This window comes from Aeromonas sp. (genome assembly GCF_050252055.1).
GTDB classification, from domain to species: domain Bacteria; phylum Pseudomonadota; class Gammaproteobacteria; order Enterobacterales; family Aeromonadaceae; genus Aeromonas; species Aeromonas caviae.
The window spans coordinates 358,476-382,043 of sequence record NZ_JBFWLQ010000005.1 but is presented as its reverse complement, the minus strand read 5'-3'; the positions used below and the strand labels follow the sequence as shown (position 1 = coordinate 382,043).

At 64.7% G+C, this 23,568-nt stretch carries 19 protein-coding genes; 16 read left to right on the top strand and 3 right to left on the bottom strand.

Translation table 11 applies throughout. The features are described 5' to 3' along the window. Window positions 1–58 precede the first annotated feature (58 nt). The 14 genes from AB7E19_RS11835 to AB7E19_RS11770 all read left to right on the top strand — a co-directional run bounded on the left by AB7E19_RS11835 (window position 59) and on the right by AB7E19_RS11770 (window position 17,544). Entirely contained in the window at window positions 59–1,771 is a 1,713-nt protein-coding gene (locus AB7E19_RS11835; RefSeq protein WP_427935386.1) for a hypothetical protein, read from the top strand. Between the two features lie 358 nt (window positions 1,772–2,129). Next, window positions 2,130–3,566 carry a circularly permuted type 2 ATP-grasp protein gene (locus AB7E19_RS11830; protein WP_427935384.1) on the top strand — a complete coding sequence of 479 codons (1,437 nt, stop codon included), beginning with the start codon at window positions 2,130–2,132 and terminating at the stop codon, window positions 3,564–3,566. Further along, the gene (locus tag AB7E19_RS11825; RefSeq protein ID WP_010674396.1) at window positions 3,560–4,486 is read left to right on the top strand and encodes an alpha-E domain-containing protein; all 927 of its coding nucleotides are present in this window, start codon (window positions 3,560–3,562) and stop codon (window positions 4,484–4,486) included. Before AB7E19_RS11830 ends, AB7E19_RS11825 begins: the two co-directional genes overlap by 7 nt. Then, a complete protein-coding gene (locus AB7E19_RS11820; RefSeq protein ID WP_202014519.1) occupies window positions 4,483–5,283 on the top strand; it encodes a transglutaminase family protein in 801 nt (266 codons plus the stop codon). Before AB7E19_RS11825 ends, AB7E19_RS11820 begins: the two co-directional genes overlap by 4 nt. 31 nt (window positions 5,284–5,314) lie before the next feature. Then, window positions 5,315–6,016 carry a peptidase gene (locus AB7E19_RS11815; protein ID WP_010674394.1) on the top strand — a complete coding sequence of 234 codons (702 nt, stop codon included), beginning with the start codon at window positions 5,315–5,317 and terminating at the stop codon, window positions 6,014–6,016. An 82-nt stretch (window positions 6,017–6,098) separates the two neighbouring features. Continuing rightward, on the top strand, window positions 6,099–6,584 hold the full coding sequence (locus tag AB7E19_RS11810; protein WP_010674393.1) for a YqhA family protein: 486 nt from the start codon (window positions 6,099–6,101) through the stop codon (window positions 6,582–6,584). Between the two features lie 118 nt (window positions 6,585–6,702). Further along, window positions 6,703–7,152 (top strand): hypothetical protein, encoded by a 450-nt coding sequence (locus AB7E19_RS11805; protein WP_103261862.1) that lies wholly within the window; start codon window positions 6,703–6,705, stop codon window positions 7,150–7,152. A gap of 4 nt (window positions 7,153–7,156) precedes the next feature. Next, on the top strand, window positions 7,157–10,126 hold the full coding sequence (locus AB7E19_RS11800; RefSeq protein WP_427935380.1) for a YncE family protein: 2,970 nt from the start codon (window positions 7,157–7,159) through the stop codon (window positions 10,124–10,126). After that, the gene (locus AB7E19_RS11795) at window positions 10,126–10,965 is read left to right on the top strand and encodes an FTR1 family iron permease (RefSeq protein WP_261999452.1); all 840 of its coding nucleotides are present in this window, start codon (window positions 10,126–10,128) and stop codon (window positions 10,963–10,965) included. The genes AB7E19_RS11800 and AB7E19_RS11795 overlap by 1 nt, the downstream gene beginning before the upstream one ends. Window positions 10,966–11,040: 75 nt before the next feature. Further along, window positions 11,041–12,465, top strand: coding sequence for an FAD-dependent oxidoreductase (locus AB7E19_RS11790; protein WP_427935378.1), 1,425 nt, complete (start codon window positions 11,041–11,043; stop codon window positions 12,463–12,465). 142 nt (window positions 12,466–12,607) lie between these two features. Next, window positions 12,608–13,168, top strand: a complete 561-nt coding sequence (locus tag AB7E19_RS11785) for a hypothetical protein (RefSeq protein WP_286700710.1) — start codon at window positions 12,608–12,610, stop codon at window positions 13,166–13,168. A gap of 106 nt (window positions 13,169–13,274) precedes the next feature. Then, window positions 13,275–14,537: a hypothetical protein gene (locus AB7E19_RS11780; RefSeq protein WP_427935405.1), complete on the top strand. Its 1,263-nt coding sequence runs from the start codon at window positions 13,275–13,277 to the stop codon at window positions 14,535–14,537. A 69-nt stretch (window positions 14,538–14,606) separates the two neighbouring features. After that, window positions 14,607–16,295 (top strand): hypothetical protein, encoded by a 1,689-nt coding sequence (locus AB7E19_RS11775; RefSeq protein ID WP_427935375.1) that lies wholly within the window; start codon window positions 14,607–14,609, stop codon window positions 16,293–16,295. Between the two features lie 52 nt (window positions 16,296–16,347). Then, complete coding sequence (locus tag AB7E19_RS11770; protein WP_427935373.1) at window positions 16,348–17,544, top strand: Bcr/CflA family multidrug efflux MFS transporter; 1,197 nt, start codon at window positions 16,348–16,350, stop codon at window positions 17,542–17,544. A gap of 59 nt (window positions 17,545–17,603) precedes the next feature. Here AB7E19_RS11770 and AB7E19_RS11765 read toward each other — a convergent pair whose 3' ends face one another. The 3 genes from AB7E19_RS11765 to AB7E19_RS11755 form a co-directional block, all read right to left on the bottom strand. Further along, a complete protein-coding gene (locus AB7E19_RS11765; protein ID WP_045525131.1) occupies window positions 17,604–18,170 on the bottom strand; it encodes a pyridoxamine 5'-phosphate oxidase family protein in 567 nt (188 codons plus the stop codon). A gap of 33 nt (window positions 18,171–18,203) precedes the next feature. Then, the gene (gene nhaD, locus AB7E19_RS11760) at window positions 18,204–19,628 is read right to left on the bottom strand and encodes a sodium:proton antiporter NhaD (protein WP_427935371.1); all 1,425 of its coding nucleotides are present in this window, start codon (window positions 19,626–19,628) and stop codon (window positions 18,204–18,206) included. A 135-nt stretch (window positions 19,629–19,763) separates the two neighbouring features. After that, on the bottom strand, window positions 19,764–20,237 hold the full coding sequence (locus AB7E19_RS11755) for a DUF4357 domain-containing protein (protein ID WP_010674381.1): 474 nt from the start codon (window positions 20,235–20,237) through the stop codon (window positions 19,764–19,766). Window positions 20,238–20,389: 152 nt separating this feature from the next. Between AB7E19_RS11755 and AB7E19_RS11750 the strand changes: the two genes are divergently transcribed. After that, window positions 20,390–21,070 carry an ABC transporter ATP-binding protein gene (locus AB7E19_RS11750; RefSeq protein WP_010674380.1) on the top strand — a complete coding sequence of 227 codons (681 nt, stop codon included), beginning with the start codon at window positions 20,390–20,392 and terminating at the stop codon, window positions 21,068–21,070. A gap of 21 nt (window positions 21,071–21,091) precedes the next feature. Continuing rightward, window positions 21,092–23,506 carry an FtsX-like permease family protein gene (locus tag AB7E19_RS11745; protein WP_427935368.1) on the top strand — a complete coding sequence of 805 codons (2,415 nt, stop codon included), beginning with the start codon at window positions 21,092–21,094 and terminating at the stop codon, window positions 23,504–23,506. The last annotated feature ends 62 nt before the right edge of the window (window positions 23,507–23,568 follow it).

Sequence of the window (23,568 nt, the reverse complement as noted above, 5' to 3'; positions counted from 1 at the left end):
CAAAGACTATGATTGATTCGAAAGGGATCATTTGGATCTATCCAGTCAAGGAGCCATCATGTCACACCCTGCTTCACTGGCCAGTCGCCTGCATGCTCTGGCACTCAACGACACCCTGTTCCCCGATCTCCATCATCTCGAGAAGGCACAACGGACCCGGGCCATCTACCGGATTTTCCACACTGTCGCCAGCACGGCTGCACTCGGGCAAGAGGATATCGTTGACGACCTGGCCCCCCTCCTCACCCTGATGGAGTCTCCCTGCCTGACCCGGCAAGGGGGGCTCTGCCCCTTGCTGGCCAGTCATTACAATCTCTATCTCGGCACGCTGCTGGAGCTGGGGGATCGGCACCATCCGGAGATCATCGGCCAGATTGAGGAGGCTCTGGCCCTGCGCACTCACGGGCTCTATCTGGTCACCGAACTGGGTTGTGGCAACAATGCCATGAGCATGGCAACCGAAGTCCGCTACGACTGTGCCACTGACGGTTTTATCCTCCATACGCCCCATCGGCATGCCGCCAAGTTCATGCCCTACATCGCCCTGGAAGGGCAACCCAAGAGCAGCGTGGTAATGGCCAGATTGTGGGTCGGCGAGCAAGACTGTGGCATTCATCCCTTTCTGGTGCCCTGCCGGGACGCCCGTGGCGCACTGTGTCAGGGGGTCAGCGTCTCCAGCCCGGACGTGCTCGACCTCCCCTACTTCGACGTGGTGGATCACGCCATCATCACCTTCGAGCAGGTAACGCTCCCCCGCTGGGCATGGCTCAGGGGTCATGAGCACGACATCAGTGCAGGGGGCATCTTTCACTCTCGTCTTGCCAGCCAACGCGACATTTTCTTCAGCTCCCTGCGCCGTGTTGAGTGGGGAAAACTGGTGCTGACCGCCTCCCTGATCCCCGGCTTGAAACTGAGCCTCGCGCTGGCCATTCATTACGCGCAGCAACGAACGCTGCACGCCCACAACGGGCGGGTCATACCGCTGGCGCACCATGCCCTGCACCGCCGGATACTGACTCGTGCCTATGTCACGGGGCTGGCCGCCATGGCGCTGTATGAAGGGATAAAACAGCGACATTTGCCGGATGGACGGCACTCCTCCCGCTTTCAGACCGACGCAGGCCTGGTCAAGGCCGTCGCCGTCGAACTGATGCGAACCTCCCTGCAACATTGCATGCAGCGGTGTGGTGCCCAGGGAAAATTCCTGCGAAATCGCATCGCTCCTACCCTGCAACTGTGCGATCTGGTCGGCACCGCCGAGGGAGACAGCATGCCCGTCCTGATGAAGGTGGCGAAGGATATTCTGGCCTGGCCTGATGAATCCCTGGATGACGGCACACCCCTGGGCCAACTGCTGCTGCGGATGCGCCGACAGATGAATCAGCAACTGGCCGACGCGACGGACAAACTGGCCGCATGGCACGACCTCGGCTGTGAAGCAGCCCGCCTCGGCTGGCTTGCTGGCAACCTGGAAGCCTTGCGTCACCTGGGGAGCAGGGACGACATCCGCACGGCCTGCCGGGAGCAGCTCATGCTCGATTATGCTCCCCAGCTCCTGCACCACGGACTGTGCAGCCCCGCCGAGATTGCCGCCCTGCCCGCACGGCAGGAAGCCACGCTGGATCATGTCTGGGAACATCACGCCGCCAGCGTGCCGGACGAGTTTGACGTTCGTGACCTCATGGCCGCGACGCCGCTGGGCAACCCGGACCTGGCTTCGGCCTGGTTTGCCCTGGCCCCGTCCCTGCATGATCCCCTGCCAGAAGGTTGAACGTTGGGGCCAGCAGGCCGCCCCTCCACTCCCGGTGCCTGAATCCCCCCAAGCCCGGCCATCGGTCGGGTTCTTTCTTATCCCCCTGCCCCACCTCGGGGCAAGGGCGCTCGCCTTCCGCCCCCGCATCCCGATGCGCCCGTCCCTTGCCCTCATGGCCTGTTGCCACAAGATGGCGCAGGCTTACCCTCTATGGGGTACCACTCTGGTGCGCCCTGCCTTGACCCTTGATGACATAAAAGTCATCCATATGATTTTTCAATGAAAAATTACTGACACTGGCCTCGATAGCGACTCAATTGGCTGGCACAGCCCTTGCACTTTGTGATGTACGCAGGGACGTCACAAGGAGTTGCCTATGCTGCCCATCAAGCCCCCCGGACCCGGTTGTTACGACGAGATGCTGCTCACCGACAACCAGTTTCGCGATCATTACCACGCCTACCTCTCGTGGCTGCACCAGACCGACGAGAAGAGCATAGAGCGCAAGCGTGAAGAGGCCGACCTGCTGTTTCGCCGGGTCGGCATCACCTTCAACGTCTACGGGGATGGGGACGGCGCCGAGCGCCTCATCCCGTTCGACAGCATTCCCCGCATCATTCCCGCCCGGGAGTGGCAACATCTGGACAAGGGGATCCGCCAGCGCGTCACCGCCCTCAATGCCTTTCTGCACGACATCTATCACGATCAGCGCATCCTGAAGGCGGGGGTGATCCCGGCCGCCCAGATCCTCACCAATGCCCAGTACCAGCCCTGCATGCAGGGGGTCGACCTGCACCGGGACACCTATGTCCACATCACAGGGGTCGACATCATCCGCAACCACGACGGTGAGTACTATGTGCTGGAGGACAACCTGCGCACCCCTTCCGGGGTCTCCTACATGCTGGAGAACCGCAAGATGATGATGCGCCTCTTCCCGGAGCTGTTTCACAACCAGCCCATCGCCCCGGTGGAGCGCTACCCGGCCCTGTTGCTGCAGACCCTGCGCGAGAGCAGCCCGGTGGACAACCCCTGCGTGGTGGTGATGACCCCGGGGCGCTTCAACAGCGCCTACTTCGAGCACAGCTTCCTCGCCCAGCAGATGGGGGTGGAGCTGGTGGAGAGCGCGGATCTGGTGGTCAAGGATGGTCAGGTGCTGATGCGCACCACCACGGGGCTGAAACGGGTGGATGTCATCTATCGCCGCATCGACGACGACTTCCTCGATCCCCTCGCCTTCAACCCGGACTCCCTCATCGGCGTGCCCGGGCTGCTCTCGGTCTACCGCGCCGGCGGCGTGGTGCTGGCTAATGCCATCGGCACCGGGGTGGCGGATGACAAGTCCATCTACCCCTATGTGCCGGAGATGATCCGCTTCTATCTGGAGGAAGATCCCATTCTCAACAACGTGCCCACCTGGCAGTGCCGCGAGCCGGCTGCCCTCTCCCACGTGCTGGCCAATCTGGAGGAGCTGGTGGTCAAGGAGGTCCATGGCGCCGGCGGCTACGGCATGCTCATCGGCCCCTGCGCCAGTCGCGAGGAGCTGGCCCGTTTTCGCGAACTGCTCAAGGCGCGGCCGGATAACTACATCGCCCAGCCGACCCTCTCCCTCTCCACCTGCCCGACCTTCGTCGACGCCGGCATCGCCCCCCGCCACATCGACCTGCGCCCCTTCGTTCTCACGGGGCAGGAGCTGCGCCTGGTACCGGGCGGCCTGACCCGGGTCGCCCTCACCGAAGGCTCCCTGGTGGTCAACTCCTCCCAGGGCGGTGGCACCAAGGACACCTGGGTCATGGAGGGCAGCCCATGCTGAGCCGCACCGCAAGCGAACTTTACTGGATGTCCCGCCACCTGGAGCGGGCGGAGAACACGGCGCGCATGCTGGACGTCACCCAGACCATGTCGCTGATGCCCTCCATCGACGCCGATCACAGCGAGCTGGTGGCGCCCCTCACCATCAGCGGCACTCACGAGCCCTTCCTGGCCCGCTACGGCCAGGTGAACATGGAGAACCTGCTGCAATTTTTCTGCTTCGACGAGGAGAACCCGAGCAGCATCTTCAGTTGTCTGCGCATGGCCAGGGACAACGCCCACGCCGTGCGGGGCAAGATCCCCGGTGAGGTGTGGGAGAGCATCAACGCCGCCTGGATAGAGATCCGCCGGCGCCGCCAGGCGGGGCTCTCCAGCGGCCAGGCCCAGGAGTTCTTCGACTGGATCAAGGAACGCTCCCACCAGTTTCGCGGCGCCACCTATGGCACCATCATGCGCGGTGACGTGCTCTGGTTCCTGCGCCTTGGCACCTTCATCGAGCGGGCCGACAACACGGCGCGCATCCTGACCGTGAAGTATCAGGTGATCCGGGAGGACGAGGACAGCGTGCGCGAGTTCTACCGCTGGAACGCCCTGTTGCGGTCAGTGGGCGCTTACGAGGCCCACCAGACCCTCTACAAGACGCTCTCCCATGCCTCCATCGCCGAGCTGCTGATTCTGCGCAATGAAGTGCCGCGCTCCCTGCGGGCCTGTCTCGACGAGATGGAGCTGATCCTGGCCCAGATCGAGGGCAACGCCGGTCAGACGCCCCGGCGCCTGACCACCATACTCAACGCCCATCTGACCTATGGCGCCATCGACGATGTCTTTGCCCTCGGCATGCAGGAGTACCTGAGTGATTTCCTCAGCGACATCGGCGCCATCGGCCAGAGCATCCACGCCGCCTACCTGGAGGTATTATGAGACTCATCATCGATCACCAGACCCGCTACCACTATGCCGACGTGGTGCGCCGCAGTACCCAGTACCTGCGCCTGACCCCCCACAGCACGGCCCGCCAGCAGATCCTCTCCTGGGAGCTGGAGCTGCCGGGGGAGGCCACCTGCACCACGGACGGTTACGGCAACATACTGCACGTGCTGAGCCTGGAGTCCCCCCACGAGGGGATCCTGATCCGCGCCCACGGGGAGGTGGAGATCTGCGACGACGCCCCGGAAGATGAGGAGTCCTCCCTCATCTCTCCCTTGAGCTACCTGAGGCCCACCCCCCTCACCCGCCCGACCCCGGCCCTGCAGGATCTCGCGAAGACCTGCCTGCCAGAGGCGCCGACCCTGGCCGACTTGCAGAGCCTGATGGCACGCATCCTGGTGCTGATGCCCTATCAGCCCGGCAGCACGGATGCCACCTTCAGCGCCGACGAGGCCCTCGCTTCGGGCAGCGGCGTCTGTCAGGACCACACCCATGTCTTCCTGACCTGCTGCCGCCACGCTGGCCTGCCGGCCCGGTACGTGAGCGGTTACCTCTACAGCCAGGACAACAGCCACGTGGCGATGCACGCCTGGGCCGAGGTGTGGATCGAGGAGCGCTGGCACACGTTCGACGTCACCAACCTCACCAGCTCCACCAGTGAGCACCTCAAGCTCGCGGTCGGCATGGATTATCTGGATGCCTGTCCGGTGCGCGGCGTGCGCTATGGCGGCGGGTGCGAACAGTTGCAGAGCCAGGCACAGGTGACCCGCCTGGATGGACAGCAGCAATGAAGACCGGGAGAGTCCTGGCGGGAGTGCGGTCATGACCTATTGCGTCGCCATGTGCCTGCAAGACGGCATGGTGTTTGCGTCCGATTCGCGCACCAATGCGGGGGTGGATCACATCGCCACCTTCCGCAAATTGCACCTCTTCACCCGGGAGGACAGGGTGATAGTGCTGCAAAGCGCCGGCAATCTGGCCACCACCCAGAGCGTCATCAGCCTGCTGACGGAGGGGCAGGAACTGCTTGCCCTCCCCAGCCTCTACGAGGCTGCCGCCCTCATCGGCCAGACCATACGCACCGTCATCAGCCGGGATGGGGGTCAGCAGCAGGGCCATATCAACTTCGGCTGCAACATCCTGCTGGGGGGGCAGATCCGGGGGGAGCGCCACCGCCTGTTCCACATCTATCCGGAGGGCAACTTCATCGAGGCGAGCGCCGACACCCCCTACTTCCAGATTGGTGAGAGCAAGTACGGCAAACCCATCATCGATCGCATCATTCACCATGAGACGCCGCTTCAGACCGCCCTGCAGTGCGCCCTCATCTCCATCGACTCGACCCTGCGCAGCAATCTGTCGGTGGGCTTGCCTCTGGATGCCCTGGTCTATCACGAGGGCAGCTTCTCGGCGACGAACCAGCACCGCATCACCGAACAGAATCCCCATTTCGTGGCGCTGCGAAAGGCCTGGGGCGAGGGGTTGCAACAGTTGTTCCAGGGTCTTCCCACCTTCCCCCTCTAGGCCGGGCGGGAGGCGCCAAGGCGCTTTCCCGCTCCTTTCTTTCCGGATATTCTGGCTGCCTTCCTTTTCGATGGAGTTTCCCATGCGCCGCTTCAACGTCATGCTCAACGGCAGCCGGTTGATGATGTTCCCCTTCTATGTCTGCATCCTTATCTGTGTCGCCCTCCTGATGGTGAAGTTCGCCATGCAGCTCTATGTGCTGTGCCGCGACATCATCGACATCCACTATCTGGATCTCATCACGGGGGTACTCACCCTGGTGGACTTCGTGCTGGTGGCCCAGATGCTTATCCTGGTGGCCATCTGCGGCTACGTGCAGTTCATCAAGACCCCGGAGCAGCGAGCGGCCCTCGGCGACAACTGGCTCAGCAAGATCAACTTCGCGTCCCTCAAGCTCATCGTCATCAACTCTCTGGTGACCATCGCCGGCATCGAGGTGCTCAAAGCCTTCCTCGACGACGGCACCGGCAACGAGATCGAGATGAAGTGGTCGGTCATCGTCTTCCTCGCCTTCTCCACCGCGGCACTTATCTATGCGGTGACCGAGCGGCTGGCGGAGCACAAATAGGGCCCGATGCCATTCAGGGTCTATTCATCAAGAGCCGAATTGATAACTCTTTTCATTACCCTTACTGCATTGTAAACTTGCTCGCCCCGGGCTGAACCGCCCGGGAGCTGGAGCACCCATGACGAGTCTTTCCCTCTCACCACGACAATGCTGGCAATGGCTGGCCTATCACCATCAGGCGGCCGAGGGTGCCCTTTATCTGATGTTTTTCTCCGGTCTGCTGCTGTGGGAACCCCTGACGCCGACCTGGTCCCTGGCGCGCTGGAACCTGTTTTTGCACGTCGCCCTCTCGCTCACACTGTTTCCCCTGCTGTTTGGCGCCTTCTGGCTCTCCCATCGCAGCCTGCTGCGCAAGAGCCGCAAGCCTTTTTTGCGCACCACGGGGCGCATCATCGAAGCCTTGCTGCTGGTCTGTCTGGCCAGCGGGCTGGTGCTGGTGCTGCACGGCACCCCGGGGGACAGCCTCGGCAACCTTGCCAGCTGGGCCCACTGGCTGAGCGCCCTCGCGTTGACGCCCCTGGTGCTGCGCCACGCCTGGCGCTGGACCATCTTGAAATGGCGCACCTGATCTTATGTTGAAGCTGTTGTTATCCCTGATGTTGGCCGCCCTGCTGCTGGGGACCGCCTCGGCCCGGGAGATGGGCGCCGCCATGATTGCCTATGACGAGGGGAGCGCCCCGCGCCTCGTCACTGCCAACCAGAGTGCCGGCTCCGTCACCCTGCTCGAGCGGGGCACTGGCAAGCGCCTCAACGAGGTGCAGCTGGGGGGCGACCTGCGCCAGCTGGCCCGCGCCGATGACGGCACCCTGCTGGTCACCGATTACAGCGGCGATCGCCTGCTGCTCTTGGATGATGAACTCGAGCTGGAAAAGGCGATCCCCACCGGCCATAGGCCCTATGGCGTCATCTTCGATCCCAAGCGGCAGTGGTTCTGGGTCACGCTGTTCGAGGGAGGGCGCCTTCAGGCTTATGACAGGGCGGGCAACCTCCAGCTGGATGCAAAAACCGCCGAGACTCCCCGCGGGCTGGCATTGACCAACGACGATCGCCTGCTGCTCACCCACGCCATGACAGGCCAGCTCGCCATCTATGATCTTGCCAAGCTTGAGAAGGACGCTAAGGGGGCTACTCTGCCCAAGCCCAAGCTCATCACCCTGGCGGAAACCCACAGCGATACCCCGAGCGACTCCCAGGGATTGCCGCGCCTGCTGGACGGCATCGCCCTCGCCCCCGATGGCAGCGAAGCCTGGCTGCCCCATGTGCTCTGGAGCTTCGACCACCCCTTCCAGTTTCAGAGCACCGTCTTCCCGGCGGTCTCCATCATCGATCTCGATGAAGAGAAGGAGCGGGTCGATGAAAGAAAACAGCTCTTCTTGCAGATCAACCTGCCCAGCGTCGGCAACCGCAGCCAGATCGTCTCCAACCCCTTTGCGGCGCGCTTCGCCGCCGACGGCAAGCGGGTCTACCTGACCCTGGCGGGCTCGGAAGATCTACTAGTGTTCGACCTGTCGCGCAGCGGCAAGCAGAACAGCAACCGCCACCGCCGCAAGAAGTTCCAGGGGGGCGCCAAGGCGACCCAGCTCTTGCGTCACCTGCCGGGCCAGAATCCGCGCGATCTGCTGATCGATGGCGACCACATCCTGGTGCACAACGTCATGGGGCAGGATCTCACCCGTCTCAATAGCGGCGGCAGCGGCCCGTTTGCTCGGGTCACCGTCGATGTGCCTCACTTCGCCAAACTGGTAGAGACGGATCCCCGCCCCGAAGCGCTCAAGCGCGGCGAGCGGTTGTTCAACCTCGGCAACACTGCCGCCAACAGTCGCTTCCCCATGGCGGGGGACAACTGGATGAGCTGCAACTCCTGCCATCTGGACGGGTTCAACTTCACCAACCGCTATCTGATGGCGGCCCACCGCCAGCAGAGCGGTGACAATGCCATCAACGGCCACGCCAACCTCGCCAACATGGTGGCGGGGGACTTTATCGGCGAATACCTGCGCATGACCCAGCAGACCCAGGGCGGCATGGGCCATGACACCCGTGATGGCGCCGAGCCGGTCGACCCCGCGAGGCCCCAGCCCGAGGTGAAAGCGATGATGGAAGAGTTGCACGCCTTCGTGACCAGTGATGGCAACCTCCCCTATCTTGCCAACTGGCTCAGGCTCGATGCCCCGCGCAGGGATCCTGCCAAGGCGCCGACCACTCACCCGAAGGAGTGGCTCAACTCCGCCTCCTGCCAGAACTGCCACCAACAGGCGTTCCAGGACTGGAGCGAGAGCAACCACCGGCTGATGGGCAACTCCCACCCCTACTACAAGGTGGTGCAGGCGCTGGCCCGCGAAACCGAGGGCGAAGCCTTCGGCCAGTGGTGCCAGGGCTGCCACATGCCCCAGCAGGTAATGAACGGCCAGCAGGATCTGCCCAAGGGCTCCCACATGTTTGAGCGGGGCGGTGCCTCGCTGATCGCAGCACACCAGAAAGGCGAGCCCGTGGTGGAAGAAGGCACCGGCTGCGTGCTCTGCCATCGCATCACCCGGCTCGAGGATGCTGGCGGCAACAGCGCCTTTACGGTGAATCTGAAAGACCGCGAGAGCTATGTGTTCGAGGATGCCGCCGGTGGCAGCCTCCAGCACTGGCTGGCCGAGCGGCAGATCAACGCCCGCCCCGCCATGCACAAGGCCTCCTACCAGAAGGATTTCTACCGGGACGCGGCCCTGTGCAAGTCGTGCCACAACGAGTTTGCCCCGGGCTCTGGCGCCAATATCGTCAACACCTGGGATGAGTGGGAAAAATCCAGCTTCGCCAAAGCCGAAGATCCCGCCAAACGGCGCACCTGCATCGACTGCCATATGAACCCTACACCTGGCAACGGCGGCGCGCCGGTGGCGGGCCAGTCCACCGAAAACGGCACAGTGAAAGAACGGCTCTATCGCCACAACTTTACCGGCGCCCAGCACCAGCTGGTGGGGCTGAGAAGTGCAACCCTCGAGCAGGAGAGCCTGGCGCTCTTGCGCTCCAGCGCCACCCTCTCGGCCCGCATTGAAAACCAGAGTGGCCAGCCCGCGCTGGTGGTGAGAGTCGCCAATACCGGCGCCGGCCACGCCCTGCCCACCGGGGTCGCCGATTTCCGTGAACTCTGGCTGGAGCTGACCGTCACCGACGCCAGCGGCAAGCTGGTGCTCCAAAGCGGCCAGCCGGTGAACGGCGCCGTCCCTGAGGATGCGCGGCTATTTAGAAAAGTGTTTGGCGATGCCGAGGGCAAGCCGGTGGGGCTCAAGTTCTGGCGCTACGCCAAGCTCATTGAAGACACCCGCATCCCAGCCGATGGCTGGCGCGATGAAGCCTGGCCGCTGCCGGCGGATGCCCAGGGCCCCTTCAAGGCCGATATCAAACTCAATTTCCGCACCTACCCCAAGTGGGTCAATGATGCGGTGCGCGCCGCCGAGCCGAGCTTGCCGGAGCCACCCATAGTGCAACTCAATCGGCTGCAACTGACCCTGCAGCCCCTCCCCCTCACGCCCGATACGGAGCCTCAATCCTGATGTTCGCAAGTTTTCTCATTACCCTGCGCGAGGGGCTGGAAGCCTTCCTGCTGGTCGGCATCTGCCTCTCCTACCTCGCCAAGCTGGGGGCGAGCCGCTACAACAAGTTCATCTATCTGGGGGTGGGCCTCGGTCTTATCGCCTCCCTTGTCGTCGCCTTCCTGTTCCAGGTGGTGGTGAGCCAGTTCGAGAGCGAGCGCTACAACCATTTGCTGATGGCGGGGATCCTGATGTTCGCCACCCTGGTGCTCACCTATATGGCTATCTGGATGCAAAAACAGGCCAAATCCCAGGTGGGGGCCATGACGGCGCGCATCGATGCCGCCATCGACGGTGGCAACCTGTTTGGTCTGGTACTGCTCGCCTTCCTGGCGGTGATGCGCGAAGGGTTTGAAACCGTGCTCTTCTTCTCGGCCCTGGTCTACTCCGGGCAAGGGGTGGATCTGCACCAGGGGCTGATGGGGGCGCTGGCGGGGCTGCTGGTCTCTGTGGTGCTGGTGTGGGGGCTGCTGCGCTCCACCCGCAAGGTGGCGCTGGCCCCCTTCTTCCGCTGGACCGGCCTGCTCATCATCATCATCGCCGCAGGCTTGCTCTCGTCCGCCGTCAACATGTTGCAGGCAGCGGACGTCATCACCTTCTGGACCACGCCGGTCTTCAACATCAGCCACATCCTCGACGATCAGGGGGTATTCGGCACCTTCCTGCGCGCCCTGTTTGGCTACAACGCCTCACCGGCCGGCCTGCAGTTGCTGACCTGGGCCTGCTACCTCATGATCTTTGTCACCCTCTGGCATCGCAGCTATCGCCCCCAGGGGAGCGCCGCCCCGACCAGGGGCTGAGCCCGGGGATCACACTCTGTTCGGGAGCCGCGCACAGGCGGGCTCCCCCAGCTATCACGCCGTTTCGGAACACTCATGAACGACAACAACAAGAAGCACATTGCGGTGCTGGGCGCCGGCCCTGCCGGTCTGATGGCCGCCTGGCGCCTGCGCCAGGCCGGTTTTGCGGTCACCCTGTTCGAGCAGGAGCCGGTCGTCGGCGGCATGTGCGCCACCCAGACCTTCAAGGGGCGCGACGGCGAGTATCGCTTCGACTACGGCGGCCACCGCTTCATCACCAAGAACCCCGATCTGCTCGCCTTTATCGACGAGCTGATGGGGGACGACCTGCTCCACGCCGAGCGAAAGAGCGTCATCCGCTTTGGCGGGCGTACCTATGACTACCCCTTGAACCTGCCCAACCTGCTCAAGACGGCGCCGCTGGCCCTGATGGCCGGGGCGGTGAAGGATCTGCTGCTGTTGCCCTTTGCCAAGAAACCCACCGATTTTGCCAAGGCGAGTTTTGCCGAGTGGATCCAGAGCCACTTCGGCCGTACCCTCTACCGCCAGTTCTTCGAGGGCTACACCGGCAAGTTGTGGGGCATCAACCCGGACCAGCTCTCCGCCGACTGGGCTGGCCAGCGCATCAGCCTGATCGATCTCAAAGACGTGGCGCGCCGCCTGCTGCCAAGGCGCAACGGCAGCATGTCGGTGCGCACCTATGCCCGCAAATACCGCTATCCCAAATATGGCTTCGGCCAGATTTTCACCACCCTGGGGGAGCGGTTGGTGGCCGAAGGGGCCCTGCTCAAAACCGGCGCCACCATCACCCGCCTCGAGCAGGCTGATGGCCGCATCGAACGGGTGTATTGGTCACAAGATAACGTTGAACAGAGCGAGCGCTTTGATCAGGTGATCTCCACCCTGCCGCTGCCGCTTACCTGCCAGCATCTGGGCTTGCCGTGCGATCTGCACTACCGGTCGCTTCGCTTCGTCAATATGCCTCTCAAACAGGAGAACCTGTCGGACAACACCTGGCAGTACCTCTCCGACCCCCATATTCTGGCGACCCGTTTGCAGGAGCCGCGCCGGCGCAGCCCCTTTATGGCGCCACAGGGCCAAACCTCGGTGATGCTGGAGATCCCCTGCAACCCGGGCGATGCCACCTGGCAGGCACCGCTCTCTGATCTGCGCGGCCGGGTCACCGCCGATCTGGCGAGCCTCGGCGTCGATACCCAGAAGCTCGGCGATGAGACATTCGAAGCGCGCAGTGAATACGCCTATCCGCTGATGGATCTGGGTTATCAGGCCCGCCGCAACGACGCCATCAAGGCGCTGATGCCGATAAGCAACCTCATCATGACCGGCCGTCAGGGGACATTCCGCTACATCTTCACCGACACCGCCATGGAGATGGGGATGATGGCCGCAGACATGGTGATCGACGGGGTGGACAGACGTCACGCCATCTTCAATCATCGCAACGAAAATACCGTCATTGAAACCCAGAGCGTGGCGTGAGCACGATGACTGGTGTTCAACAGGCAGACAGACGCCGCAACACCTTCAATCATCGCAACGAAAATACCGTGATCGAGACCCAGAGCGTGGCCTGAGTGCCGCGCCATGGGCATAACCTCTTGGCATAAGTAAGGAGAACAGGATGACCATCCGCCCGGGTTTACTCGCCCTCACCCTGCTGCTGACCCTGAGCGGGCAGGCGCAGGCTTACTCCTACGCCGCCGCCGGCAAGGAGCCGCTGATCGATGCCCGCGAGGCACTGCTGGGCGCAGCCACTGACGGCAAGGATGCCAGCGCCACCTTGAGCGAGATTGCCGAGGAGCTGACCTATCTGGAACAGCACCACAAGGTCGAGCTGCAAGCACCGCTGGCAGCCGCCATCAAGGCCAAAGACGCCGCAGCCACCGCCGCCCTGCTCAACCGGGCCTACAAGGCGGAGATCGAGCGCCGCCTCGAGGGGGCCAGCCAGAACCTTGGCGACTACCAGACCGCCAAGGTGCTGGTGGTCAAGAGCAAGCGCTTCTTGGATTTGATCCTCCCCTCCCTGAATGAAGGAGATCGCAAGGCCGCCGAACAGGCGCTGGCCAAGGTGCTCGATGCCATCGGCAACCCGGGAGTGTTCGGGGTGGGTGCCAAACCTGCCGATGCCGCTGCCTTTAGCGATGCCGAAAAAGCGCTGATGGCCGTGCTGGCACCGCTTTGATGACCTCTCATCGATGACGGCGGCCGCCCTCATCCCCAACCCTTCTCCCGCACGGGGAGAAGGGGGGCGTCATCACGGCCGATTACGCTTCGCTAATCGACCCTACTTGCTGATCCTGCTGCAACTGGCCTGGCTTGGCTGGCTACTGACCTTCCCCGTGGCGCTCGATTCCGACGATGCCCTCAACTTTGCCCACGGGGTGGTGCGCTTCAGCGTGCTGGAGTTCTCTCCCCACTTTCCAGGCTACCCCGCCTTTATCTGGCTGGCACGGCTGATCAATCTGGCGGTGGACGATCCGGCCCGCGCGGTGCAGTGGGCCAGCCTCTTGGGGAGCAGTTTGCTGGCGCCGCTCGCCGCCTCCCTCGCGGTCAAATTGTGGCAGCGGCCCAGCCTGCTGGCGCCTGTCTGGCTGCTGGTATTGGCCCTGCCGCTCACCCCGACCCTGGCGCTCTCCGGCCTGTCCGACGGGCCTGCGCTGGCCGCCTGGCTGGGCGCGCTCCTGGCTTTGCAACAGCGCAAGATAGCGCTGGCGGGTCTGCTGTTGGGCCTCATGCTGGCGCTGCGCCCCTCCTACTTCGTGCTGGCCCTGCTGCCCCTTTGGCTGGGGATGGCGCAGCAGGGCACGCGCGTCAGGTTTGTGCTCCCCATCGCGCTGGTGGGGCTAGCCTGCCTGCTGTTTGTCTGGCAGGCCGATGGCTGGGCCTATTTTGGCGAGGGGCGGCGCTTTACCGACGGCCACTTTACCCTGTGGGGCAACACGGCGGCGGCCCACGGGGATCGACTGCTGAGCTGGGCGAATACCTTCAACGAGCAGCTCACCCCGCTCTGGCCCCTCTTGATGGGGGCCTTGCTGGTACTGCCACTCTGGCTACGGTCAAAGGATCACAATCCAGCCCCCTCCCTGCTCTGGACGCTCTACTGGCTCGCCCTGCTGCTCTGGACCCTGTTTGGCCAGAATCCGGACAATCCCCGCCATCTCGCGCCCATCACCCTGCTCGGTATCGTGCTGCTGGCAGGCTGGCTGCCACGCCGAGGAGTTGGGCTGGTCGCGTTGGCCGGATTGCTGCTGCTCGCGGTGACCCTCACCCCAGCCCGTCCATCCGCCATGGTGCAGGCGGCCAGGGTCGCCGAAAAAAACTGCCCGGCGCTGGTGACCCAGTGGGGAGTGAGGCTGCTTAGGGAAACCACAACCCTGCCCGTCACCGACGGCTGGTACCGGGGGGATGCCGCCCTTGCGCTCACCCAGGGGGCCTGCCGCCTCAGCCGCCGCCCCCTGGGGGCAGAGGCGCTACCAGGCCCTTATGACACCCTCTGGTTTTCCCCCCGCTTTCACGCCGAACCCGGCCTCTGGCTCGCCCTGCCCCGCTGAACCGGGCACTTGCGAGGGCATCGCACGACTCGTCTACACTCACAGCCGGGTCTGTCAGGAACCAGTGCAATGGAAAGAAACACGAGCGGAACCAGGGAGGGGATCCGGGTCGCGCTGGCCCTGTTGCTGGCCTGCGCCCTGCTGATGCTGCCGCTCTGGTGGCAGGGGGGCAGCCAGGGACACGATCTGTTTCATCACCTGCTCTCCGGCCACTACTTTGCCCGCCAGCTCTGGCAGGGGGAACTCTATCCCCGCTGGCTGATGGCCATGAACGGCGGCTTCGGCAGCCCCACCTTCTTCTTCTATCCCCCGCTCCCCTACTACGTCAGCGCCCTCTTTGCCGGGCCCGGTGCCCACCCCCAGCAAGCCATCTACCCTTTGCTTGGCAGCGCCACCCTGGCCCTGCTGCTCTCCGGGGTGTTTGCCTATCTGTGGCTGCGTGCCACCACGCCCCCTGGCCGGGCCCTGGCCGCCAGCCTGCTCTATCTGGCGCTGCCCTATCATGTCGCCATGGATCTCTATGCCCGCTTCGCCCTGGCGGAGTTCTGGGCCTTCGCCTGGGCTCCCCTTATCCTGCTGGGGCAGGATCTCGCCCACCGCGGACGACCTCAGGGGTTGCCCCTGCTGATCCTGGGGCTGGCGCTGCTGGCCTTCTCCCACCTCCCCAGCCTCTTGCTCATGATGGGGCTGGTCACCTTGCGCGCCTTCTGGTTCGCCAGACGCACCCGCACTCTGACGCCCTGCTGGCAAGCCCTCGGCGCCCAGGGGGTGGGGCTTTGCATGGCAGCCGCCCTGCTGCTGCCCGCCCTGGTGGATCAGGGGGCCATTTCCATGGAGCTGATGCGCGGCGGCATGTTCGACTACAGGCTCAACTTTCTCGACCGCCTGCCCAGCGCCTGGGAGGACTGGCGTTTTCGCGGTCACCTGGCGTGGCAGAGCATGCTGACCCTGGCCCTGCTGCTCATCGCCTGGGCCGCCGCCCGGGAGCCGCGCCACCCCGAGCTGCTGTGCTGGGGGGCGATCGGCGTCGTCGCCTTCCTGATGATGCTGCCCCCGAGCCAGCCTCTCTGGAGCCTGCTTCCCCCCTTGCAGCGGGTGCAGTTTCCCTGGCGGCTCAACCTGGTGCTCGCCCTTGCCACGGTCGCCGTGGTGGCGCTCGGCACCCAGCCCCATCGTCTCTGGCAGGGGCTCTGGTGGGGAGTATTTCTGCTGACCCTCCTCTCCACCCTGGCCTATGTGCGTCATGCCCCCCTCACCCAGGCCCCCGAACGGGAGGCCATGGCATTCGAGTTCGACAGCAAGCGCAGTGCCCGGGAATACAGGCCAAGGCAGGTGCCGGGGGGCATGTTCGCCCCGACCCTGCTCGCCTGGAAGGAGGAGTTCCAGCCGCCTGTCAGCGCCGAACCGCCAGGCGCGAGCTGGAGCCTGACCCGCTGGCAACCCCGCGCCCTGGCGCTGGAGGTCAAGGCCCGGGTGCCGACCCGGCTGGTCCTGCACCAATACCATTACCCCGGCTGGGAGGCCCGCCTCGACGGGCACCTGGCGCTGACGGTGAGCGCCAATCGCCAGGGGTTGATGCAACTCTGGGTTCCGGCGGGCCACCACAGCCTCACCCTGACCCTGGCGGCACGCTGGCCGGAGCGCACCGGCAATGCCCTCTCCCTGCTCGGATGGCTTGCCTGGCTCTGGCTGCTCTGGCGCCACACCAAACAAAAGGGCATCGGGCAGGATGCACCTGATCGCGCCCGCCAAAACTGATAGACTCAACACCTGCCTCTTAACCCGGCCCAGCCCACGACTCGGATACCCTATGCCCCAAGCCAGCTCCCTCTCCCCCCGTTTCCTCTTCATCCTGCTCGGCGCCCTGGCGGGCCTGACTCCCCTCGCGGTGGACATGTATCTGCCCGCCATTCCCGCCATCGCCCGGGATCTGGCTACCAGCATCGACGGTGCCCAACTCACCATCAGCGCCTTCCTGGGGGGCTTTGCCATCGGCCAGCTCTTTTACGGGCCGCTCGCCGACAGCTTCGGCAGAAAGCCGGTGATCCTGGCGGGCCTGACGATGTTTGCCGTGGCCTCCGTAGGCTGCGCCATGGCGGACTCCCTGCCTGAGCTCCTCGCCTGGCGCATGTTGCAGGCAGCTGGCGGGGCGGCTGGCTCGGTGGTGGTCAACGCCCTGCTGAGAGACCTGTTCGAGAAGGATGCGTTTTCCCGCGCCATGTCCTTCGTCATCCTGGTGATGACCCTCGCCCCCCTGGTGGCCCCCGTGGTGGGGGGGTATATCAGCGCTCACAGCGACTGGCGGGTCATCTTCTGGCTGCTGGTGGCCATCAGCCTGCTCATCTGCCTGGTGATGCAGTGGAAGATTGAGGAAACCCTCAAACCCGAGCACAAACAGCCCCTGCGACTCGGGCAGGTGCTTCTCAACTACTGGGGTGTGCTCTCCCACCGTGGTGCCATGGGCTATGTGCTGTGCGGCGCCCTGTCGAGCTCCGGCATGTTCGCCTTCCTGAGCGCATCCCCCTATGTCTACATCGAGTATTTCAAGGTGCCGACCGAGCACTACGGCTGGCTTTTTGGCCTCAATATTCTGCTGATGATGGTGGTCACCTTCGCCAACAGCCGGCTGGTGAAAGGGGTGGGTGCCGAGCGCATGCTGCGATACGGCCTGACCGTGCTGCCGCTCGCCGGGGCCCTGCTCATCTACAACGCCTGGAGCCAGACCGGGGGCCTGTGGGGCATCGTCATCCCGGTGGTGCTCTTCGTCGGCCACATCAGCCTGGTGGGGGCCAACGCCATGACCGGCCTGATGGGCCACTTCCCCCAGTCCGCAGGCACCGCCTCGGCGCTGGCGGGCACCCTGCGCTTTGGCCTTGGGGCCCTGGTGGGGGTGCTGGTCAACCTCAATCCCCCCGAATCGCCGCTCCCCATGGCCATCGCCATCGCTGGTTGCGGCCTGGGGTCGGCCCTCAGTTACTGGCTGCTGAGCGGCAAGCGCGTCCCCTGATGCCCTGCAATGAAAAAGCCCTGTCCATGGACAGGGCCTTTTGCATCGGGGCGCAGGCCTCAGTCATCGGCCTGCAACCCGCTGCGCGCCAGGATCTCGCTCTCCAGCCCATCCAGGCTTAGCTGGTTCTTCTTGCGCCAGTAGGCCTCTATCCCCTCCTGCCCCTGGCGGGCCGACCAGTTGGCAAGATCCTCCCTGTCCCCCTGGTACTCATAAAGAGGCACCGACATGCCGCACGACGTCTGGACCCGTTCAATGTCCAGCAGGAAGATCTGGCGAGCCGCGACGCTTGGGGGGAACAGCGCCAGCAACGACGGCCACTGCGGATCAGTGCGGTGCAGCACCCGTGCCTGGCCATAGGCTCGCAGAATAAGCGGCGCCCCCTCGAAGGCGCAGAACATCACCGTCATGCGCGGCTGTTGCAGCACCTGGGCTGCGGACTCGTTGCCGCTGCCGGTCAGGTTGAGCCAGGCCAGGGTGTGGGCATCGAGGACGCGCAGCGAATCCCCGCCCTTGGGGGAGAGATTGACCGATCCCTTCGCGGCTGCCGTGCCGACGAAGAAGATCTTCTGCCCCTCGATAAAGGTGACATGGCGCGGCGAAAGCGCCTCGAACAGTTGTCCCATCCTGCCTCTCCCTGGTGCCTGGAACCGGGTTGCCTAAAACAGGGCGCTGTTGAGCCACAGGTGCGCCCCTATGCCGACCATATAGCCAAGCAAAATGGCAGGCAACCACTTGAGGTGCCCGACGAAGGTATACATGCCCCTGGCCTGCCCCATCAGGGCCACCCCGGCGGCGGAGCCGACCGAAAGCAGACTGCCCCCCACCCCGGTGGTCAATGTCACCAGCAGCCACTGCCCCGTGCTCATCTGCGGCTCCATGGAGAGCACGGCGAACATCACCGGAATGTTGTCGATCAGGGCGGAGAGCAGGCCGATGGTGACGTTGGCCAGGGTCGGATCGCCACCCTCATAGAGGAAATGGGAGGCAAGCGCCAGATACCCCATAAACCCGAGGCCGCCGACGCACATCACCACCCCGTAGAAGAAGAGCAGGGTGTCCCACTCCGCCTTGGCAATCTTGTTGAACACATCGAACGGCACCACCGAGCCCAGACGCAGCAGCCTGGCCTCGTCCCCGGTGCGCTCATACAGCGCCCGTGCCCGGGCCAGGGTGACGGGCTGGGTCTTTCGCAGATAGAAACTGAAGAATTGCAGGTAGCCCAGCCCCATCATCATGCCGAGCACGGGGGGCAACCCCAGGAAATGATGGCAGGCGACGGCGGTCACTATGGTGAGCACAAAGAGCAGCACGATGACAACGGCGCCGCGCCTTGGCACCACCATCTCGCCCGGCATGGCGGGCACCAGACGGGGCACCATCAGGCTCATCAGGGTGGCCGGCACCAGGAAGTTGAGCAGGGCGGGGATGAAGAGCAGCAAGAACTGCTGAAACGGCACCTTGCCCGCCTGCCACACCATCAGGGTGGTGATGTCGCCAAAGGGGCTGAAGGCGCCGCCCGCATTGGCTGCCACGACGATGTTGATGCAGGCCAGGTTGATGAAGCGGCGCTCCCCGTTGGCCACGTTGAGCACCACTGAGCACATCAGCAGCGCCGTGGTGAGGTTGTCCACCACGGGGGAGATGAAAAAGGCGAGAAAACCGGTGAACCAGAAGAGCGTACGCAGGCTGAAGCCCGCCTGCACCAGGCGTACCCGCAGCACGGCGAACAGCAGCCTGTCTTCCATGGCGTTCACATAGGTCATGGCCACCAGCAAGAAGAGCATCAGCTCGGCATACTCCAGCAGGTTGTGCCGAAACCCGGCCTGAACCAGCTCGCTTTGCCCCTGCCCCGCATAGACCAGGCCGATGGCTATCCAGATGATGCCGGCGGCCACCAGCACCGGCTTGGATTTTCGCAGCTTCAGGTACTCCTCGGCCATCACCAGGGCATAAGCCAGGGCGAAGATGGCGAGGGCGAAGAACCCGACCACGCTGTGGGTCAGATCGAGGGGGCCGTTGCCCGCAACTGCGGGGGCACTGAGCAGGGCCGCCCCGGGCACGAGGCGAAGGAGTCCAGACATGGCGGCATCTCCTGGCAGGCGTCTGGCATTGAGGCTAGCAGCGCAAAGGGAAGCCGCCCTCCTTGTCATCCTGATGAGCGGCCCGCCGCGGGCTCTCAGGCAAACATGAGCGAGGCCCGTTGCCGGGCCCCGTCATCAGGAGGTCTTCTTGCCAAAACCCGATTGCTTGAGGGTGTAGCCTGCGCTGTTTTGCCAGGCATCCAGCCCGCTTCGGTTGTTGCCCGCCACCAGGCTCGCGGCCAAGCTCGGGCTGTTGAAGAGCTGATCGGCGGTAAAGATGAAGCCCCCTTCGGGGTGGGGAACGAGCACCCCCTTGCCCAGCAGCTCCTGGCGCAGCTCGATCACCGCCTCGCGCAGGGAAGCCGCATCCTCGCCGTTGGCGGTGGAGCCCGCCTGGACCATGAAACCGGGGTTTTGCCGCTTGCCCACCGGATAACCATGGGCCTCTGCCCCCTTGCCGTTGAAGTGGTAGAGCTCTCGCTCCCCCGGCTTGTTGTCGGAGAGGGCCTTTTGCAGGGTCATCAGCTCGTTGTAGATATCGATGGGGACCACGGCAGCCTGCTTGACGCCCTTGCTGTCGACGATAAAACTGACTTGCTTGTGTAACATCCTTGCTCATCCTGTGACCCATGGAAGGCCCTATTCTAACCACCTCAGGCGAGCGGGATCCAGCGAGGATCCCCATCCCTTTTGCAGGCGCGATCACTAACTGGCATAGTGACGGACATTGTGAAAGCCATTGACCATCAAACGGTTATCCCATGCTTAGCCTGCGCAACCTCAGTAAACGCTTCGCCAACGGCGGCGAGACGCTCCCCCTGTTTGAGGGGCTGGATCTCGCCCTCACCCCGGGGGAAACCTGCCTGCTGCTGGGGCAAAGCGGCTGTGGCAAGTCCACCCTGCTCAACCTCATCGCCGGTCTCATCGCCCCGGACGAGGGGGAGATCTGGCTGGAAGAGACCCGCCTCGACACCCTGCCGACAGACGAGCGGGCCCGCCTGCGTGGCCGCCATTTCGGCATCGTCTATCAGGATTTCAACCTGCTGCCGACCCTGACCGTGGCCGAGAACCTCGCCCTGCCCCTTCAGATAAACAACCTGCCCCAGGACGATGGGCGCCTCGATGCCCTGCTCGCGCGCCTTGGCATGAGCCACAAACGCCACGCCTGGCCGGAACAGCTCTCCGGCGGCCAGCGCCAGCGGGTGGCGCTGGCCCGCGCCCTCATTCATCAGCCCCGTTGGCTGCTCGCCGACGAACCCACCGGGAGCCTTGATGAACACAACGCCGAGCAGGTGATGGCCCTGATGATGAGCGCGGTGCGCGATACCGGCGCCGGTCTCTTGCTGGTGAGCCACAACCCGGGCTATGGCGACCTGGCGGATCGGGTGCTGCGCCTTGAAGGGGGGCAGCTGGTCGAGCTCAAGGGGCGCCGCCATGGCTGACGTCTGCCGGGAGGCCTGCTGATGTTGCCGCTCAAGGCGCTGCTGCGCCTCTATCGCGCTCACCCCTGGTTGCTCTTGATGAGCCTGGCCGGGCTCACCCTCGGGGTCACCCTGGTGGTGGCCATCGAGCTCTTGAACCACAGCGCCCGCACCAACTTCGTCGCTGCCCGCAGCCAGCTCGCCGGGGAGGCCAACTACCGCCTGGCCCCCCAGGGGGGCCTGGATGAGCAAGTCTACGTGAGGCTGGTGCGAAGCCAGCCGAACCTTGACGCCATGCCAGAGCTTCACGCCTGGCTCAAGGACGAACAGGGGCGCAGCTTCCAGTTGCTGGGGATGGATCTCTTCAACCCCGGCCCCCTGCGCCGCCTCTTTGGCGACGCGCCAGACAGCCAACCCGATGTCTCGTTGAATCGCGCCGACAGCGTCTGGCTGGCCGCCCCCGAGGCGAGGCGCCTTGACTGGCAAGCGGGCCAGTCGCGAACCTTTGTGCTGGGGGATGAGGGGCAACGCCCCCTGACCCTGACCCTGGCGGGCACCTTCGAGCCCGGCGCCGTCCCCATGGAGCGGCTGCTGGTGACCGACATCGGCCTCGCACAGCCGCTGCTTGGCAAGGAAGGACGGCTCGATCGCATCGTCTTCAAGCTCAGCGAGCAAGAGGCCACGGCCTTGCAGGCTGCCCTGCAATCCTATGCCCCCCATCAGCCCCTCTGGCTTGAGCCCATCAGCCCGGCGCTCGATGCCAGCCAGCTCGGGGATGCGCTGGCCCTGAACCTTACCGCCCTCTCCCTGCTCGCCATGGCGGTGGGATTGTTTTTGGTGTTCAACGCCCAGCGCTTCGTGCAGAGCGTGCGCCGCCCCCTGCTCGCCCAGCTCATCATCCTCGGGATGCCGCCGCGCCGGGTGCTGCGCTGGCTGACCCTGGAGATCCTGATCCTCGCCACCCTCGGCACCCTGCTCGGGCTGCTGCTGGGGAGCCTGCTGGCCCTCGCCCTGATGGGGCAGCTCACCCAGGCGCTGGCCGATCTTTATGGCCCCAACCCCATCGACCTGCTGCGCCTCTCCCCGACGAGCCTTGGCAAGGCGCTGGTGATCGGTCTTCTGGGGATGCTTGCCGCCAACCTGCCCGGCTGGTGGCAACTGCTGCGCCAATCCCCCCTTGCGCTGCGAGAGGGCAACAGTCGCCCACCGGCTCACCCTTGGCAACGCCGGGGCCTTGCCATCGCCATCCTGCTGCTGTGCGCCCTGTGTCTATGGCGGCCAGAAACCGGCCTTGGCGGCGCCCTCTTCGTGGCCGGAGGCTGGCTGCTCGCCATGGCCCTCCTGCTGCCCGATGCCCTTCGCTCCTTGCTGGGGCGGCTGCGTGCACGCGGCCCCCTCACCGCCCGGCTCGGGGTGGCAGAAACCCTCTATCACCTGGATCGCACCGCCATCGCGGTGATGGCGCTGCAACTGGCCATCGCCGCGGCCATCGGCATCGGGGTCATGGTGTCGAGCTTTCGCTCGAGCGTGGAGATCTGGCTCGGCCAGCGCCTGGCCGCCGATCTCTACGTCACCGCTCCCAAGGGGGTGGCTGGCAGCAGGGGCGCACTCGGCGAGCAGACCCTCAACACCATCCTTGCAGCGCCGGACGTGCGCGCCGCCTCCCGCCGCGCCGTGCTCCCCGCCCGCTGGCAGGGGCAGCCCATCGAGTGGGCGCAGATGGACTTTATCCCCGAGCTCAAAGCCGCCTATCCCCTGCTGGCCGGGCGCTGGCCCGCCACCCCCGACGAGGTGCTGGCGAGCGAACCGCTGACGGTACGCCTCGGGGTCAGGGTGGGCCAGCGCCTCGAGGTAACCAGCGAGGGGGGGCCGAGGGCTTTCACCGTCACCGGCGTCTATCAGGATTACGGCAGCGACAAGGGGCAGATACTGCATGCCTTCGAAGGGGGCAAGGTGCAATCCCTTGCCCTCTTCAGCCCGGACCCCGAGCACCTTGGCGACAGGCTCAGGAGCCAGTTTGGCGAGCAGGTGAACCTGTTGCCCGCCCCCGCCATCCACGCCGCCGCCCTCAGGGTGTTCGATCAGACCTTTGTGGTGACCGAGCTATTGAAGTTGCTCATTCTGGGGATCGCCTTCGTCGGCATCGGCTCGGCCTTCATGGTGCTGGGGCTGGCCCGGCGCGGCGAGTTGCAGACCCTGCAAAGCCTTGGCCTGAGCCCCCGCCACTGCCGCCGGCTGCTGGTGTGGCAAGGGGCAGGCCTCGGGCTGCTCACGGCGATCCTGGCATTGCCGGTGGGCTATGGCCTTGCCTGGGTGCTGATTGAGGTGGTCAACCCCCGCGCCTTTGGCTGGCGGCTGGCCTTCGAGGCCGCCCCCCTGCACGCCGTCACGGCGCTCCTGCTCGCCCCCGTCTGTGGCGCGCTCGCCTCCTGGTACGCCGCAAGGAGAGTGGTATGACATATTGGTTGACGCACTGGCTCAGCCATGGCTTGACGTTCCCATTGACCAGATCTCTGTCA